Origin of the sequence: Flavobacterium aestuarii, from assembly GCF_040049115.1 — a bacterium.
GTDB classification, from domain to species: domain Bacteria; phylum Bacteroidota; class Bacteroidia; order Flavobacteriales; family Flavobacteriaceae; genus Flavobacterium; species Flavobacterium aestuarii.
Genome location: NZ_JBDLZZ010000011.1, coordinates 84,421 through 100,164 on the forward strand (window position 1 = coordinate 84,421; position 15,744 = coordinate 100,164).

10 protein-coding genes are annotated in these 15,744 nt (G+C 33.9%); 6 read left to right on the forward strand and 4 right to left on the reverse strand.

The window, feature by feature from the left end; all coding sequences use genetic code 11:
* The first annotated feature begins 17 nt into the window (after window positions 1–17).
* A complete protein-coding gene (locus ABEG11_RS12690) occupies window positions 18–3,617 on the forward strand; it encodes a DUF7948 domain-containing protein (protein ID WP_348824544.1) in 3,600 nt (1,199 codons plus the stop codon).
* Between the two features lie 38 nt (window positions 3,618–3,655).
* Here ABEG11_RS12690 and ABEG11_RS12695 read toward each other — a convergent pair whose 3' ends face one another.
* From ABEG11_RS12695 to ABEG11_RS12710, 4 genes are all read right to left on the reverse strand, one after another.
* On the reverse strand, window positions 3,656–5,032 hold the full coding sequence (locus ABEG11_RS12695; RefSeq protein ID WP_348824545.1) for an alpha/beta hydrolase family protein: 1,377 nt from the start codon (window positions 5,030–5,032) through the stop codon (window positions 3,656–3,658).
* A gap of 39 nt (window positions 5,033–5,071) precedes the next feature.
* Window positions 5,072–5,725, reverse strand: a complete 654-nt coding sequence (locus tag ABEG11_RS12700) for an SdpI family protein (RefSeq protein ID WP_348824546.1) — start codon at window positions 5,723–5,725, stop codon at window positions 5,072–5,074.
* A gap of 4 nt (window positions 5,726–5,729) precedes the next feature.
* Window positions 5,730–5,984, reverse strand: a complete 255-nt coding sequence (locus ABEG11_RS12705) for an autorepressor SdpR family transcription factor (RefSeq protein ID WP_348824547.1) — start codon at window positions 5,982–5,984, stop codon at window positions 5,730–5,732.
* Between the two features lie 132 nt (window positions 5,985–6,116).
* A complete protein-coding gene (locus ABEG11_RS12710) occupies window positions 6,117–7,394 on the reverse strand; it encodes an MFS transporter (RefSeq protein WP_348824548.1) in 1,278 nt (425 codons plus the stop codon).
* Between the two features lie 248 nt (window positions 7,395–7,642).
* Here ABEG11_RS12710 and ABEG11_RS12715 point away from each other — a divergent pair, with 248 nt between their 5' ends.
* From ABEG11_RS12715 to ABEG11_RS12735, 5 genes are all read left to right on the forward strand, one after another.
* Window positions 7,643–8,251, forward strand: a complete 609-nt coding sequence (locus tag ABEG11_RS12715) for an RNA polymerase sigma factor (protein WP_348824549.1) — start codon at window positions 7,643–7,645, stop codon at window positions 8,249–8,251.
* 101 nt (window positions 8,252–8,352) lie between these two features.
* On the forward strand, window positions 8,353–9,468 hold the full coding sequence (locus ABEG11_RS12720) for a FecR family protein (RefSeq protein WP_348824550.1): 1,116 nt from the start codon (window positions 8,353–8,355) through the stop codon (window positions 9,466–9,468).
* A gap of 162 nt (window positions 9,469–9,630) precedes the next feature.
* On the forward strand, window positions 9,631–13,356 hold the full coding sequence (locus tag ABEG11_RS12725) for a SusC/RagA family TonB-linked outer membrane protein (protein ID WP_348824551.1): 3,726 nt from the start codon (window positions 9,631–9,633) through the stop codon (window positions 13,354–13,356).
* 12 nt (window positions 13,357–13,368) lie between these two features.
* The gene (locus tag ABEG11_RS12730) at window positions 13,369–14,853 is read left to right on the forward strand and encodes a RagB/SusD family nutrient uptake outer membrane protein (RefSeq protein WP_348824552.1); all 1,485 of its coding nucleotides are present in this window, start codon (window positions 13,369–13,371) and stop codon (window positions 14,851–14,853) included.
* Window positions 14,854–14,873: 20 nt separating this feature from the next.
* Window positions 14,874–15,731, forward strand: a complete 858-nt coding sequence (locus tag ABEG11_RS12735) for a substrate import-associated zinc metallohydrolase lipoprotein (protein WP_348824553.1) — start codon at window positions 14,874–14,876, stop codon at window positions 15,729–15,731.
* The last annotated feature ends 13 nt before the right edge of the window (window positions 15,732–15,744 follow it).

Consider the following 15,744-nt stretch of genomic DNA (forward strand, 5'->3'; position numbering starts at 1 on the left):
CAATCCAAATTATACTGATGAAACATACATTACTTTTATTTTTCTTTATAATTACTATTCCAATATTTTCCCAAAATAAAAACCAATCCATGGGTTTTAAAGAAAATAAAGGCCAGATTATAGATCAAAAAGGGAAACCAAACTCTGCCGTAAAATATCTTTTAAACACTAATGGATTAAACGTGCAGTTAAAAAAGAATGGTTTTTCGTATGATATTTACGAAGTAAAAAAGAATCCCATAACGGGTTCAAATACCTCAAAAACATTGCCTTATAAAATCCCTGAAAAAGATAAAAACAATCAGTCAAACTATAGTTTAGAATATTTATATCATAGAATTGATATTGACTTTGTTAACTCCAATCCAAAAGTAGAATTGGTTACAGATCAAAAATCTACCGATTTTGACAACTATTATAATGTTCCTAATAAACCTGAAGGAATTATTGGAGTTTATCAATACAAACAAATCACTTACAAAAACATTTATCCAAATATTGACATTGTTTTTTCAATCCCGGCTGATCCTAAAAAAGTCGTTGAATACAATTTTGTGATTCATCCAAATGGAAAAGTCTCTGACATTCAATTAAAATTTAAAGGAGCTGAAACGGATTTAATTGAAAATAAAATCCAAATGAATGTTCGTTTTGGAAAAATGGAGGAAACATTACCAATGAGTTGGATCGAAGATAGAGAAAATAAACAAGAAATAGCAATTGGCTATAGAAAAATTAAGAAAAATGTTTATGGGTTTGAAAGCGCTGAAAATATTTCTGATAAAACTGTAATTATTGATCCTGTGCCAACAAGACTATGGGGAACTTTTTATGGAGACGAAACTAATTCATATCAAGCTCTTAAGCCATCTAGTATTAGTACTGATTCTTTTGGAAATGTGTATGTATCTGGAAGTACAAATGCATCAAATTCATCATATGCAACGACAGGAGCTCATCAAACAACACAATATTCAGCATATTTAAATGGGATCATTGAAAAATTTAGTCCTAGAGGAATTCATTTATGGGGAACTTACTACGGCGGACAAAATTACACTGATATATCGGATGTAAAACTAGATTCTCAAGATAACATTATTGTAACGGGAACAACCCAGTCTCAATCAAACATCAGTACAACAGGATCATATAAGCCCAATTTATCAGGATATCAGGATGCATTTTTGGTAAAATTTAATAGTTCAGGTTTTAGATTATGGGGGACCTATTTAGGTGGCGAATATCAAGATTTAGGATTTGCAGTCGATGTAGACAATAACAATAACATTTACTTGATTGGGCAGACAACTAGTACAACAGGAATTGCAATAAATAGCAAGTTTCAGACACAACTAAACTTAGACCCAAATTTTTCAAATTCTATTGATGGATTTCTAACTAAATTTGGATCTGCAGGTAATTTAATTTGGAGTACTTATGTAGGAGGGGAAACCATTGATATACTTAATGATATAACAGTAAAAAATAATTTCTTGGTTATTGGTGGCACAACATATAGTTTCAATAATATTTCTACCTCAGGAGTTTTTCAGGAATTACATGACCCAATTACTCATCCCGATGGAGTTGTATACAAATTTTCACTAGATGGAGAAAGAACATGGGCAACCTATTATGGAGGTGAGCAAATTGAAGATATATATACAGTGGAAATTGATGACGAAGATAACATCTATATAGGTGGTGAAACTGCGAGTAATAATAACATAACTACGCTTTACAGCTTTGAAAGTAGTAATGCTTTTTCATACAAAGGTTTTTTTGCAAAATTAAATAAGAATGGACAAAGAATATGGGGTTCTTATTTAGGACAGGCTAACGTTTACTCAATTATTTTTAAGAATAACTCAATTTATATAGGTGCTACTGATTTTGGATTTAATAATCCAAAATTGACAAATTTATGTTCCTATAGAGCAAATGGAAATTTTGAAGGATACATAGGGAAATTTTCTAAACAAGGAGATTTTATATGGGGTACATACATTGGAGGTGATAGTACCTTTGAAACTACAAAAATCACATTAGATAATGATAATAACATATTTGTTAGTGGGATTTCATCTCAAAACAATGGCATCGCAGATGATTCTTCTTATCAATCTTCAATTTTAGGATGGCCTAGCAATTATTTTTTAATGAAATTTTCAGAAGATATTATCTCCTTACCAAAAATTTCAACCAACTCACCAATCTGCATTGGCAAAACGCTTGAACTCAAAGCCTCTGGAGGAACAGATTATGCATGGACAGGCCCAAATGGTTTTGCATCATCAGACCAGAACCCAATTATAACAAATGCAACTTCATTAAACAATGGAGAATATAGTTGCGCAATTACAGGAGCCGATATTTGTAATACTACTCTAAAAATAAATATTATTGTTGGCAATACTCCTCCTCCTACCGGAGATACAAATCAGCCTTTCTGCACAGGACAGAATCCAACAATTGCTAATATTCAAGTTACTGGAACATCAATAAAATGGTATGACGATGCAGCTCTTGGCAATCTTTTGACTGATTCTACTCCATTATCTAATGGTATAACTTATTATGCTTCACAAACCTTAAACAGCTGCGAAAGTGCAAGATTTGGCGTTACAGTTTCTATAGTCAATACACCTTCTGCCCCAACGGGAAATGCAAATCAGCCTTTTTGTAAAAGCCAAAATGCAAAAATCAGCGACATTAACATAACAGGACAAAACATAAAATGGTATGACGAATTAACAGCTGGAACACTTTTAACAAACACAGCTTTATTAGAAAACAATAAAACCTATTTTGCTTCACAAACCATTGGATGTGAAAGTGACAGGACTTCAGTTTTAATACAGGTGAACGACTCTCCAAAACCTGAAGGAAACAGCAATCAGCAATTTTGCATTGATGAAAACGCTGCAATTGCCAATATCAATATTACAGGAACAGCAATTAAGTGGTATAATTCTGCAAGTAATGGAACTATTTTACCAGAAACAGCCCTTCTGCAAAATGACATTTATTATGCTACGCAAACACTAAATAATTGTGAAAGTGATCCATTTACTGTTACTGTAAAAATCCAAGATACCCAAAATCCAATTGCTAACTCGCCACAAATATTCTGCATTCAGAAAAATGCAAAAATCAGCGACATTGATATTGCGGGGCAAAATATTAAATGGTTTGAGAATACTTCATCCACAATAAATTTATCGGAATCTACAGTACTCGAAAACGGAGTGACTTATTATGCTTCGCAAACCATTTCTAATTGCGAGAGTGGAAGAATTCCGATAATAATTCAAGTTCATGAAGCCACAACTGCCGATTGCATTAACTTTGTTGATGAACTTCCCTATCCTAAATTCTTCACTCCAAATAATGATGGCTTTAATGATTCTTGGACAATCGATTTTGCCTATCTGGAACCAAATTCTACAATAAGGATATTTGACCGTTATGGAAAATTTATAAAAGAATTGACAGCAAATACTTCATGGGACGGAAACTATGCTAATCAGCCTTTGCCATCTACCGATTACTGGTTTGCAGTTAAACGTTTAAATGGAGCTGAATTTAAAAGCCATTTTAGTTTAAAGAGATAAAAAAAAGCCCTTTTGGGCTTTTTAAACTATAAATTCATTTATTTCACTTGAACCAAAACCCATTTAGAAATTTCCTCCAAAGCAATTGGAGAAAAAGTCTGTTCAATAGCTGCATATTCATCAGGAGAACCAGTTTTGCATTCCTGAAAAAGGTGATTTAAGTTCGGTATCTTCTTCGCTGTTACGTTTTTGTTTCCTGCTTTTGCAAGTACTGTTTTTATAGCTTCCAGATTAACATCGGCTGGAACCTGCAAATCTTTTTCGCCATTGAGGGCAAGAACTGGACATTTCACTTTTTCCAAAGCAATTGAAGGATCCAGTTTTAGAAAACCAGTCATCCAGGGACTTGTAACCTGGGCAGATAATGTTTTAATCTGGTTGTCTACCATTTTGTCACCTAATTTCAATGTCAGATAACTGCTTACTCTGCTTTTCAGGCTAGGATCACCAGCTGGTGAAGCTGTTATAATCTCATAAACACCTTTAAAAGTTTCTTGTGCTTTTTGGATTTCGTCTTCAGAAACTCCCATTTGGCGTTCTATTTTTTCTTTTTGCAAAAGCAGTAATTTATCCCCTGGAATCCCTGTCCCTGCCAGCAGCACAATAAAACTAACATCTTTGGAATCTCCCGCAACAATTGGAGCGATTATGCCACCTTCGCTGTGACCAATTAAACCAATCTTCTTTTTATCAATTTCGTTTCGGGTTTTCAGATAATCTATTCCGGCCTGAACATCTTTGGCAAAATCTAAAGTAACAGCTGTCTTAAAATCACCTGTAGATTTTCCGACACCTCTATCATCGAATCGTAAAACACCAATCCCTTTTTTAGTTAAATAATCTGCCAGAACAAGAAACGGCTTATGCCCCAGAATTTCTTCGTCTCTGTTTTGTGCACCACTTCCGGTAATCAAAATCACTGCTGGAAACTTACCTTCTTTTTGAGGCAAAGTTAAAGTCCCTGCCAAAACATTTTTATCGGTTTTGTTTTCAAAAGTAACATCTTCTGTATAATATGGATAAGGTTTTGTGGGTTCTTGCGGTCTCTTTACAATTTCTTTTTCTAGTTTTTCTTTAGATAAATTAAGAGGAAAGGATTGTCCACTTTGTGTAAAAGTGCCTACAATCACATTATATTGATTCAATTCCCCTTCAAAAACAATCCGCGCACTTGGAATTTCTAATTTTAAAATACCATTCACAAAATTTGTTGCCGTTACCGGAATTCCTTTGGCTCCCTGATCTGGACTGTCCATTGTAGCAGTAAAACCGCTTTCATTTTTACTGATATTAAAAACTAATGCCAATTGTCCTCCAGCGACTTTTAAAAAACCATTCCATTGTCCCGTAATTTCTTGTGCAGTTACAGCACAAGAAAATAAAATTGCTGTTAAAAAAAATAATACTTTTTTCATAATTTATAATTAAACACGTAAACTTATCATTAACAATTCTTATCCTTTTTGCTGTAATTCCTTAAATTTTATATACGAATATGCCATTGGTACAAAAGCCAAAACTGCAACAATAGAAATAAATATAATAGTGAAAAACTCAATTTCAAAAATCAATGCGCCCAACACTATCAATAACCCTCCTATGAACCATAATTTTCCAGCAAAAATGTGTGTTACTCTCCAGACTTCATTATTTTCTAATGTCCATGGAGTCCGAATTCCTATAAAATAATTAGGCTGAATCACTTTAAAATAATTACCTAATACTAAAAACAGGGTGCCAATCAGTATAAAAATAAAAGCAGGGCTGGAAAAAGATTGATTCTTTGAAATGTAAATAATAAACAAAGACAAAAGAGACATGAGCAATACAAAAATAAACTTGAATTGATAATACTTCCCACCCATTAAGGCAATTCTCTTTTTAGGATCTATTTTGGGTATCAACAAAAGCAGGATGTATATAAAAACAGGCAGCATAAAAGGGACTCCAATTAATGAAGATTTATCTCCCCAATGATCAATTTCACCTAACTTATTCCAATGTGTCGGAACTTTTTCGGGTAAAGAGTTCCAAATAAAAGCCAAATAAACAAAAGGAAGCAGTACAATTCCGATAACTGGAAGTTCTTTTTTTAAAGTTGAGCTCATTATATTATTTTTTAAAGGTTAAAATCCATTGCAGTACATCTTCCATTATAGTTGTATTGATAGAATAATAAATAAATTGCCCCGATTTTTCGGCAGTAATCAGATCGGCACGTTTCAAAATATCCAGATGATGAGAAATACTTGGCTTAGACATATTAAACTGATCCGCAATTTCACCTGCAGAAAGGCTCTTTGTTTTCAAAAGCTCTAAAATCTCTCTTCGTGTGGCATCATTCAATGCTTTAAATATGTCATTCATTATTTAAAGTATTTATATATTTAGACAAATGTCTAAATATATTTTTACACCGCCAAATAAATTTTAAAAAAACTGAAAGAACAAAAAAAAGAGTTACAAACAATTTGCAACTCTTTAAACTGTATTATTCTTTTAGAATTTATGCTCTTTTTTACTTATCACTAATAAAGCAAATAACGAAATACAGGCGGCAAAGGTAAGATAGAACCCTACATAGGTCAGGCTATAAGTTGACGCCAGCCAAATGGCAATCATAGGAGCAAAAGCGGCTCCGATAATTCCTGCCAGATTAAATGTGAGTGATGCCCCCGAATAACGGACGGCTGTTGGAAATAATTCAGACAAGAAAGTTCCCAAAGGTCCATAAGTAAAACCCATCAAAGCCATTCCTGCACATAAAAAGAATGTTACCATTGCTGTGTTTCCGGAATTTAAAAAATAGGAAAAGAAAAACCCAAAAACTGCAATGGCTGTCGTAGCTGTAATTAGCATTTTGCGTCTTCCGATTTTATCAGCAACTATAGCCGAAACTGGAATAAACAAGGCAAAAAACAGTACCGAAAATAATTGAATCAACAAGAAATCTCTTTTCTCATAACCCAGATCAGATGTTGCCCAGCTTAATGTAAATACAGTCATTAAATAAAACACCAAAAAAGTAGTAATAGATGCCAAAGTTCCAAATAACAACTGATTTTTATAGGATTTAACCAAAGTTACGAAAGGTACTTTTACTTCTTCGTGCGCTTTTTTTGAATTCTCAAAAGAAGGAGTTTCGGTAATTTTAGTTCGGATATAAAAACCTACTACTACTAAAAGTGAACTGGCAATAAACGGAATTCTCCAGCCATAATCCATAAAATCTTTACTGTTCATAGAATCAGTCAACAATAAAAATGTTCCTCCTGAAAGCAGCAGCCCAATTGGCGCTCCCAGTTGTGGAAACATTCCATACCAAGCCCTTTTGCTAGGCGGTGCATTTTCGATTGCCAGTAAAACAGCACCTCCCCACTCGCCTCCAAGTCCTACGCCTTGCCCAAATCGGCACAACATCAATAATAAAGGTGCAGCAATGCCAATACTTGCATAACTAGGCAAAAAACCAATGGTCACAGTCGAAATTCCCATAGTCAGCAAAGCAGCAACCAATGTGAATTTGCGCCCAATTTTATCTCCATAATGCCCAAAAAAAGCAGAACCCAAAGGACGCGACAAAAACGCTATCGAAAAAGTGGCCAGCGATTCTAAAGTAGCCATCGTAGTATCTGAACTCGGAAAAAATAATTGCGGAAAAACCAATACAGCAGCATTGGCATAAATATAAAAGTCAAAAAATTCGATTGTCGTGCCTATAAGGCTTCCAAAAAGAACATGTTTTAACGAGTTCTTTTTATTCTGATCCTGTTTCATCCAGTTTTTAATATAGTTTTTTTTAGAAAATAGGATGTAAAAATGAATCTTATTTTTGAATATGGCAAATATTTGTTTTTAATATTTAAACCTTAATTTTATTTAAACAATCAAAAAAATGTGACTTCATTTTGCCAAATACATAAATCGATACTTAAAAAGAACAAAAACTTGGTGTTTTGTTAAATAAAACGTAAAATTACAGAAAATTAACTATACCTTAATAATCCAATAGCCTCAAATTAATTTTGAAAACACAGCGTAACCATATTTACATTTTAGATGATTTCACTTTGTGGAATAATTTGAAAGCTGGTGATGAAAAAGCTTTTTCAACACTTTTTGAAAAATACTATTCAGATTTAGTGCGTTATGGCAATTCTTTGTGTTCTTATGATGACAGAGTGCAAGATTGTATTCAGGATGTTTTTACAGATATTTGGGTATATCGAGAATCGCTTTCGTCTGACGTTATTATCAAAGCTTATTTATTATCAAGCGTCCGCAAAAGAATAGCACGATTATACCAGCGTGATCCTTTTTTCACAAAAAAGAATAACATAGAAACTACTGAATTTTTATTTGATTTCTCTATCGAACAGCAGTTAATCGATGATGAAATTACAGCCGAAAAAGTGTTACAGCTCAATACGCTTATTAACAACCTGCCTCCAAGACAAAAAGAAGCTTTGTATCTGCGTTACCATCAGCAGTTATCGGTAGAGCAGATTGCCGAAATAATGTCAGTGAATTACCAGTCTGCGAGCAACATTTTATTTAGAGGAATACAAAAATTGCGCAATGACTGGAAAGAGAATATTTCAATCATTTTACTGCTGGCTTCTTCATCCATCTAGACTTTTAAGATATTTTTTTAAATATTTAAAAAAAAATCATAATTAGGTGAGTATATAACATAAGACTTGTCCTTATTGTTTTTGTAACCCTTATTATAAAGATGCAAAAGCGAAACAAATATACTCGGGCAGAAGACTTTTTAGGTGATGATTCCTTTCGTCAATGGATTCTGCAGAATAAAAACAATTCCAACTGGGAGAATTGGATACTTGAAAGCCCCGAAAGAGCAAAATTAGTAGAAGAAGCCCGCTTATGGGTTCTTGCTACCAAAGTTGAAAAACCGCAGATGTTAGCCGCAACTGTGGAATCGGATTTAGAAAATACCTGGAAAAAAATCGCTCTCAAAGAAGCAGCTCTCAAAAAAACACAAAATCCAAAAACTAAAATCTGGAATAACAATTGGTTTAGATCTGCTGCAGCCATTTTGGCAATAGGACTGGCTTTTTCATGGGCATATACCAATTATTTTGATTTAACAGATAACAGTCCAATCTATAAAGAACTCCTTATAGAAAATAAGGAAGGATTAGTAGAAGAAACAAATAACTCCAAAAATCCTCAAATCATAACACTTTCTGATGGAAGCTCTGTTTTATTACAGCCTAAAAGCAAATTGAGTTATCCTAAAACTTTTAGCGGAAATGAACGAAAAGTGTATTTGTCTGGTGAAGCTTTTTTTGAAATAAGTAAAAATAAAAGAAAACCATTTTTTGTTTTTGCAAATGAAACTGTTACCAAAGTCGTAGGAACAAGTTTTAGAATCTGCGCATTTGAAAACCAGCCAAATGTTGAAGTGGTAGTCCGCACTGGAAAAGTAAAAGTTCACTCGAATATTCTGACTGCCAAAACCTCATCTGAAGAGGTGGTTTTATTACCGAATGAAGCTGTACGCTTCGTAAGAGAAACTGCCAAATTTGATAAAATAACAGATGTTACCAAAGATATTGTCCTGAAACAGTCTGCAAAAACCATAGAACAATTGAGTTTTGATTTTACAGACACGCCTGTCAGCCACATATTCAAGACAATCGAGCAGGCCTACGAGATAGAAATCGATTTTCCAAAAGAAAAATTAAAAAACTGTCACTTGACTACTTCATTGATCGACCAGCCTTTGCCAGAAAAATTAAAGATTATCTGTAAAAGCATTGGAAATAATACCAGTTACGAAATGAATGGAAACAAAATTATCATAACGTCCGAAGGATGCAATTAAAAATCAAGCCTATGTAGAAAAAATATTTTAAAAAAAAGCGCCAAATATGCTGTAACACATTTGACGCTGAGTTAGTATCAAAAAGCTTTCTGTAAAAAGCATTTTTGGTAAGTTTTTCAGAACACCCATTTAAAAAGTATTAATCAAAACAAAACCAAAATTATGAAAAAACCTGTTGTCAAACAACGATTACTCTATCGAATCATGAAAATAACACTCTTTCAGATTGTACTGGCTTTTGTCTTTTCTACTGTTGTAATGGCGAACAGCGTCAAAGGGCAGAAAAAACTAGATACAAAAGTCACCGCTTCGATTACAAACGTGAGTTTATCCAAAGCATTATCTAAACTTGAAAAATTAGCTTCTGTAAAATTTTCATATAATTCAAGGATAACTCAGCTTAACCAGAAAGTGAACATTAATGCTGAAGATGAGATGCTCTCCAGTGTCTTAAACGAAATACTTTTACCTTTAAATATCAGTTACTCAGAAATAAGCAATCAGATTATTCTGCAGACTATACCTGCTAAAGAACCTGCAGATTTTAATCTTTTAGAATCTTTAAATTTTAATTTGATCGCATCTATCATTGTTAAAGGTAAAGTAATCGACAATAGCGGAAGTCCTCTGCCAGGAGCATCAGTACTTGTAAAAGGCACTAAAGTTTCAACATTAACAGATTTTGACGGAACTTTCTCTATAGAAGTACCTTCTGGAAGTACCAAAATAATAATTAGCTATATTGGTATGAAAACGAAAGAAGTTGATGCCACAGCTGACTTTATGACTATAACTTTATCTCAATTAGGACAATCTCTTAACGAAGTTGTCATCACTACCGGATATGAAAAAACGTCAAAAAGAACTTTTACCGGAGCTACTAGTAAAATTAGTGACAAAGAATTAAAGGTAGACGGAGTAGTTGATGTAAGCCGAATGATTGAAGGTAAAGCTGCCGGGGTAACAGTACAAAACGTTACAGGAACTTTTGGTACTGCACCAAAAATTACGGTCCGCGGATCTTCATCCATTTTCGGAGATACAAAACCGCTGTGGGTTATAGACGGTGTGGTGCAGGAAGATATTATCAATCTTTCATTTGCTGATCTGGCTTCAGGTAACTCAGAGACTTTATTAAGTTCATCAATTGCAGGTTTAAACGCAAACGACATTCAAAGTATCGAAATTCTTAAGGATGCATCTGCAACTTCAATTTACGGATCAAGATCTCTTAACGGTGTTGTTGTAGTAACTACCAGACAAGGAAGGAGAGATTCTCCTTTAAAAATAACATACTCATTGGAGCAATCCCTTAGAACTGTCCCAAATTATGGACAGTATGACATTTTAAATTCTCAGGAGTCGATGAGTATTTTTAAAGAAATGGAAGCTAAAGGATATTTGGATTTACCAACAACTGTAAATGGAAGATATGGAGGCGCATATAATATTTTAGGAAGAGCTATCAATACATATGTTCCGGAAACTGGCGGTTATATAGTAAACAATGACCCAGTAAGCCGTAACAATTTTCTGAGAAAATATGAATTAGCCAATACCGATTGGTTTGAGGTTCTTTTTAGACCGGCAATCACACAAAATCATTCATTGAGTTTCGCTGGAGGTGGCAAAAACAATACATTTTATGCATCTTTAGGCTATTACAATGATCCAGGATGGACTATTGCCGATAAGGTAAACCAATTATCATCAAACATTAAAGGTACATTTTTTGTAAATGACAAATTAAATATAACCTTATCTACTCTGGCTTCTGTCCGCAATCAAGAGGCTCCAGGAAGTTATGAAAGTGAAAAAGACGAAGTTTTTGGAAAAGTTACCAGAGATTTTGATATCAATCCTTTTAATTATGTTTTAAATACCAGCAGAACATTAAGACCTTACGACGAGAATGGTAATTTAGAATACTATAGAAACAATTGGGCTTCAATGAATATCCTAAATGAATTAAAAAACAATTATATGGAAATTGATGTTAAAGACATTCGTTTCCAGCTCGATTTAGATTATAAAATTAATTCCAAGCTAACCTATAGTTTAACTGGATCCGGACGTTATGCAAACACAAGCCGGGAGCATAAAATATTAGAAAACTCAAATGTTGTTGGTGCCTACAAAGCAGGAACTCCTGAAGGTGAAGATGGTGTTAACACATTGGTTAGAGATGAGAATATCTTTTTATACCAAGATCCAAATGACCTGACAGCTCCTAAAGTTTCGGTGCTGCCAAATGGCGGTTTCCTTAGAAAATTCACAAACGACATGACTTCTTACAATCTTAGAAACAGTATTTCTTACAGAGATATTTTCAAAGAAAAACATGAATTAGAAGGTTTCTTCGGGACTGAGATGCGCATTGTAGACAGAAACAGTGATAATTTTACTGCTGCCGGACTCCAGTATGACAGAGGTCTTACTGCTTTTACCGACCCAAGAATTATTGAAAAAGTAATTAACGGAGGAGATTCTTATTATGGATTTAATGCAGAAAAAGAAAGAACGGTAGGTTTCTTTGGCAAAGTGGGATACACTTATGACCGCCGCTACACGGCTTCTGTGACTGGCCGTTATGACGGATCAAACAGACAGGGAGACAGTGGCTCTTCAAGATGGCTTCCTACATACACTTTTAGCGGAAAATGGAATCTTTCTGAAGAAAATTTTATGAAGAATGTCACTTCTGTAAACAATTTAAGCCTGAGAGGTTCATACGGACTTACTGCAACGGCTGGACCTGCAACAAACTCATTGGCAATTTATAAAAGCTATATTACTGATCGTTTTAATATTAACGATAGAGAAACTGGAATCCAAATTGAGGAATTACAAAACGGAGCATTAACATGGGAGAAACAATTTGAAACTAATTTAGGATTAGATTTAGGAATGTTTAATAACACAATACAGCTTACAACTGATGTTTACAGCAGAAAAGCTTTTGATTTAGTGGATTATGTTATTACCTCTGGAATTGGAGGGCAAAGAATAAAACAAGGTAACTATGCAAATATGGAAACCAAAGGTCTTGAAGTTGGTCTTATTACAAAAAACATTAATAATAAAGATTTTAAATGGTCAACAACATTAAACTTTTCAATTTATAATCAAGAAATTACAAGATTACAAAACAAACCTACCGCATTCGATTTAATTGATGGCAACGGCGGTAATACTGTTGGACATCCAAGAAATTCAATTTATTCATATCAATTTACCGGCCTAAATAATCAAGGTTTACCAACTTTCGTTATGCCTGAAGGAGTAACAGACAATATCACTGGAGCAGATTTTCAGGATAATCAAGATGTTACTAAATACTTAAAATATGAGGGATCTATTGAACCTAATAAATCCATTGGTTTAGCAAATACATTTACCTATAAAAGCTGGTCTTTATATGTCTTTTTCGTTGGATCAGGAGGAAACAAAATACGTTTGAATCCTATTTATGATAGTACTTATGATGATTTAACAGTTTTCACTAAAGAATTTACTAACCGCTGGATCAATCCTGGAGATGAAAATTACACAAATGTTCCAGTCATTGCTGATAAGCAAATGAACACCAACTACAAAGGATCAAGAACACTGGAAAGAGCTTATAATACATATAATTATTCCGATGTTCGAATTGCAGATGGTGATTTTGTAAGATTAAAAAACATATCCTTAAGCTGGGAATTTCCAAAAGATTTGAAGAAAAAATTAGGACTGAGCACTTTTACTTTAAGAGGTTCATCAGTTAATCCTTGGCTGATTTATTCTGACAAAAAATTAAACGGCCAAGATCCTGAATTCCGCAATACTGGAGGTGTTGCGATGCCTGTTACCACTCAATATACTTTTGCTATCAACCTTTCATTTTAATATTATAAAATCATGAAAAACATAAAAATAACACTATTACTTCTAATGCTTGCAGGTATTAGCAGTTGTGATGATTTTCTTTCTGAAAAACCCGATAATAGAACCGAAATAAATACTCCCGATAAAATCTCTGAAGTTTTGGTCAATGCTTATCCTCAGATGAGCTATTTTGACATTGCCGAAACAATGTCTGATAACGTGTTTGATAGTGGAATTCAATTTGGAAGCATACTTCAAAAAAACCTTCAAAACTATAATTGGGAAATTCAGACAGAAACTAACAATATAGACACTCAAGCTTATTATTGGGATGCGTGCTATAAAGCGATTGCTCATGCAAATACAGCACTGCAGGCGATTGAAAATTTAGGAAATCCAAGCAGTCTAAACCCTCAAAAAGGTGAGGCATTATTAGCAAGAGCCTATGCTCATTTTATGTTAGTGTCTTTCTGGTCACAACGATACAACCCAGCAACAGCAAGCTCAACTCCAGGAATTCCCTATCTTACTGAACCAGAGTCAGAATTGTCTCCTCAATACAAGCGAAACACAGTTCAAGAAGTTTTTGATTTTATTCAAAAAGATATTGAAACAGGGCTTCCATATATAACAAATGAATATAAAGAGCCTAAATTCCATTTTAATAAAGATGCAGCCAAAGCATTTGCAAGCCGTTTTTATTTAGTAAAAGGGGATTGGAACAGAGTTCTTGAGTTATCGAAAGATTTAGGCTCAAAACCTGAAGGAAAGCTTAGAGATTTTGCCTCTTATACGGTAATGAATGCAAATACCCAGCGAGTAAGCTATGCCAGTCCTGCTGGTCAGTCCAACTTATTAATAGTATCTGCCAATTCAATTGTTGGAAGATCAGCATCTGAAAGCAGATTTTATCTCACAGGTCTTAGATACCCAGAAATTTTGGGGCCTGGTACTAATCCTTTTCAAAAATACTGGCTGTACAATTTTTATTCATACAACGGCAGTTTAACTGTATTCATGCCTAAATTCTATGAGTATTTCAAATATACGAATGTCTCCGCTGGAATTGGGGAACCTTATGTTGCCGAAGTTTTACTAAGTTATGATGAGTTTTTCTTAAATCGTATAGAAGCTCATGTTATGAATGGACAAATAAGTTTAGCAAATGAGGAGTTAGAGTACTTTTTATCCACAAGAACCGAAGAATATGATGCAGATACTGATCAGCTAACCGAAGCTTTAATTGTTGACAAATACCCTGTCATTGCAGGTGAGTACACTCCTTTTTACAGCATGACTCCACTACAAGCATCTTATATAAAAGCAATTGCCGAAACAAGACGCAGAGATTTTATACACGAAGGTATCAGATGGTTTGATATAAAACGTTTTAACATTGAGGTCAAACACGAAATTGAAAACAAACCAGCCAATATTTTAGTCAAAGATGACAATCGCAGAGCCCTTCAAATACCTCTTCACGCATCGGGTAATGGCATCGAAGTAAATCCTAGATAATTTTTAAAAAACAGAATATCATGAAAATAATAAAATATAATATAATAGCAGTTTTGTTTTTGACGTTGGCTATACTTTCTTCTTGTTCGAATGATGATCAAGTTGGCGAAAGCCAGCTCAACTATAATCAGCCAGTAAAAACTGCACTAGATAATTGGATAACTGCAAATTATCTGAATCCTTACAATATAAATGTACAATATAAGTGGAATCAAAATACGGTAGATAATACCCGTTATCTGTTTCCGCCGTTAGTAAGCAAAGTCCAGCCAGCACTTGAGATAGTACAAAAAATATGGCTTGACAGCTATAAAACAATCGGAGGGGCAGATTTTGTAAAAAAAATTGCTCCTAGAGAAATTGTTTTAGTTGGAGGTGTTAATTTAAACAGTGTGGGTACAAGAACCTTAGGATTGGCCGAAGGAGGACAGCGCGTAACACTGTTTGAAACAGATTACATTGATAAGACTAATAGAGCAAATATAACAGAGTTTATACATACTATACAGCATGAGTACATTCATATTTTAAATCAAAACAAAGCTTTTGATGAAAAATCCTGGGCTAAAATTACTCCAGTTGGATATACTGCCGACTGGTACAACTATGGAAATAATGTTTCAAATGAATTAGGTTTCATTACTAGTTATGCACGATCTAATATTAATGAAGATTTTGCCGAAACAGCATCTGTAATTTTAATCAGCTCTAAAGCAGATTACGCCGATTTTTTAGCAAATATTAAAAGTGAATCAGCATATTTCGCTTTAATAGCAAAAGAAGCATTAGTCGTAAAATATTTTAAAGATGCTTTTGATATGGATTTTTATGCTTTGCGTGATGAAGCTGAAAAAAACACAAATGCTGTTATAAATTAATTAAACACCAATA

Excerpts from the sequence above, each read along its gene's own strand:
- ABEG11_RS12690 (WP_348824544.1), top strand. The coding sequence starts at position 18 with ATGAAACATACATTACTTTTATTTTTCTTTATAATTACTATTCCAATA.
- ABEG11_RS12695 (WP_348824545.1), bottom strand. The coding sequence starts at position 5,032 with ATGAAAAAAGTATTATTTTTTTTAACAGCAATTTTATTTTCTTGTGCT.
- ABEG11_RS12700 (WP_348824546.1), bottom strand. The coding sequence starts at position 5,725 with ATGAGCTCAACTTTAAAAAAAGAACTTCCAGTTATCGGAATTGTACTG.
- ABEG11_RS12705 (WP_348824547.1), bottom strand. The coding sequence starts at position 5,984 with ATGAATGACATATTTAAAGCATTGAATGATGCCACACGAAGAGAGATT.
- ABEG11_RS12710 (WP_348824548.1), bottom strand. The coding sequence starts at position 7,394 with ATGAAACAGGATCAGAATAAAAAGAACTCGTTAAAACATGTTCTTTTT.
- ABEG11_RS12720 (WP_348824550.1), top strand. The coding sequence starts at position 8,353 with ATGCAAAAGCGAAACAAATATACTCGGGCAGAAGACTTTTTAGGTGAT.
- ABEG11_RS12725 (WP_348824551.1), top strand. The coding sequence starts at position 9,631 with ATGAAAAAACCTGTTGTCAAACAACGATTACTCTATCGAATCATGAAA.
- ABEG11_RS12730 (WP_348824552.1), top strand. The coding sequence starts at position 13,369 with ATGAAAAACATAAAAATAACACTATTACTTCTAATGCTTGCAGGTATT.
- ABEG11_RS12735 (WP_348824553.1), top strand. The coding sequence starts at position 14,874 with ATGAAAATAATAAAATATAATATAATAGCAGTTTTGTTTTTGACGTTG.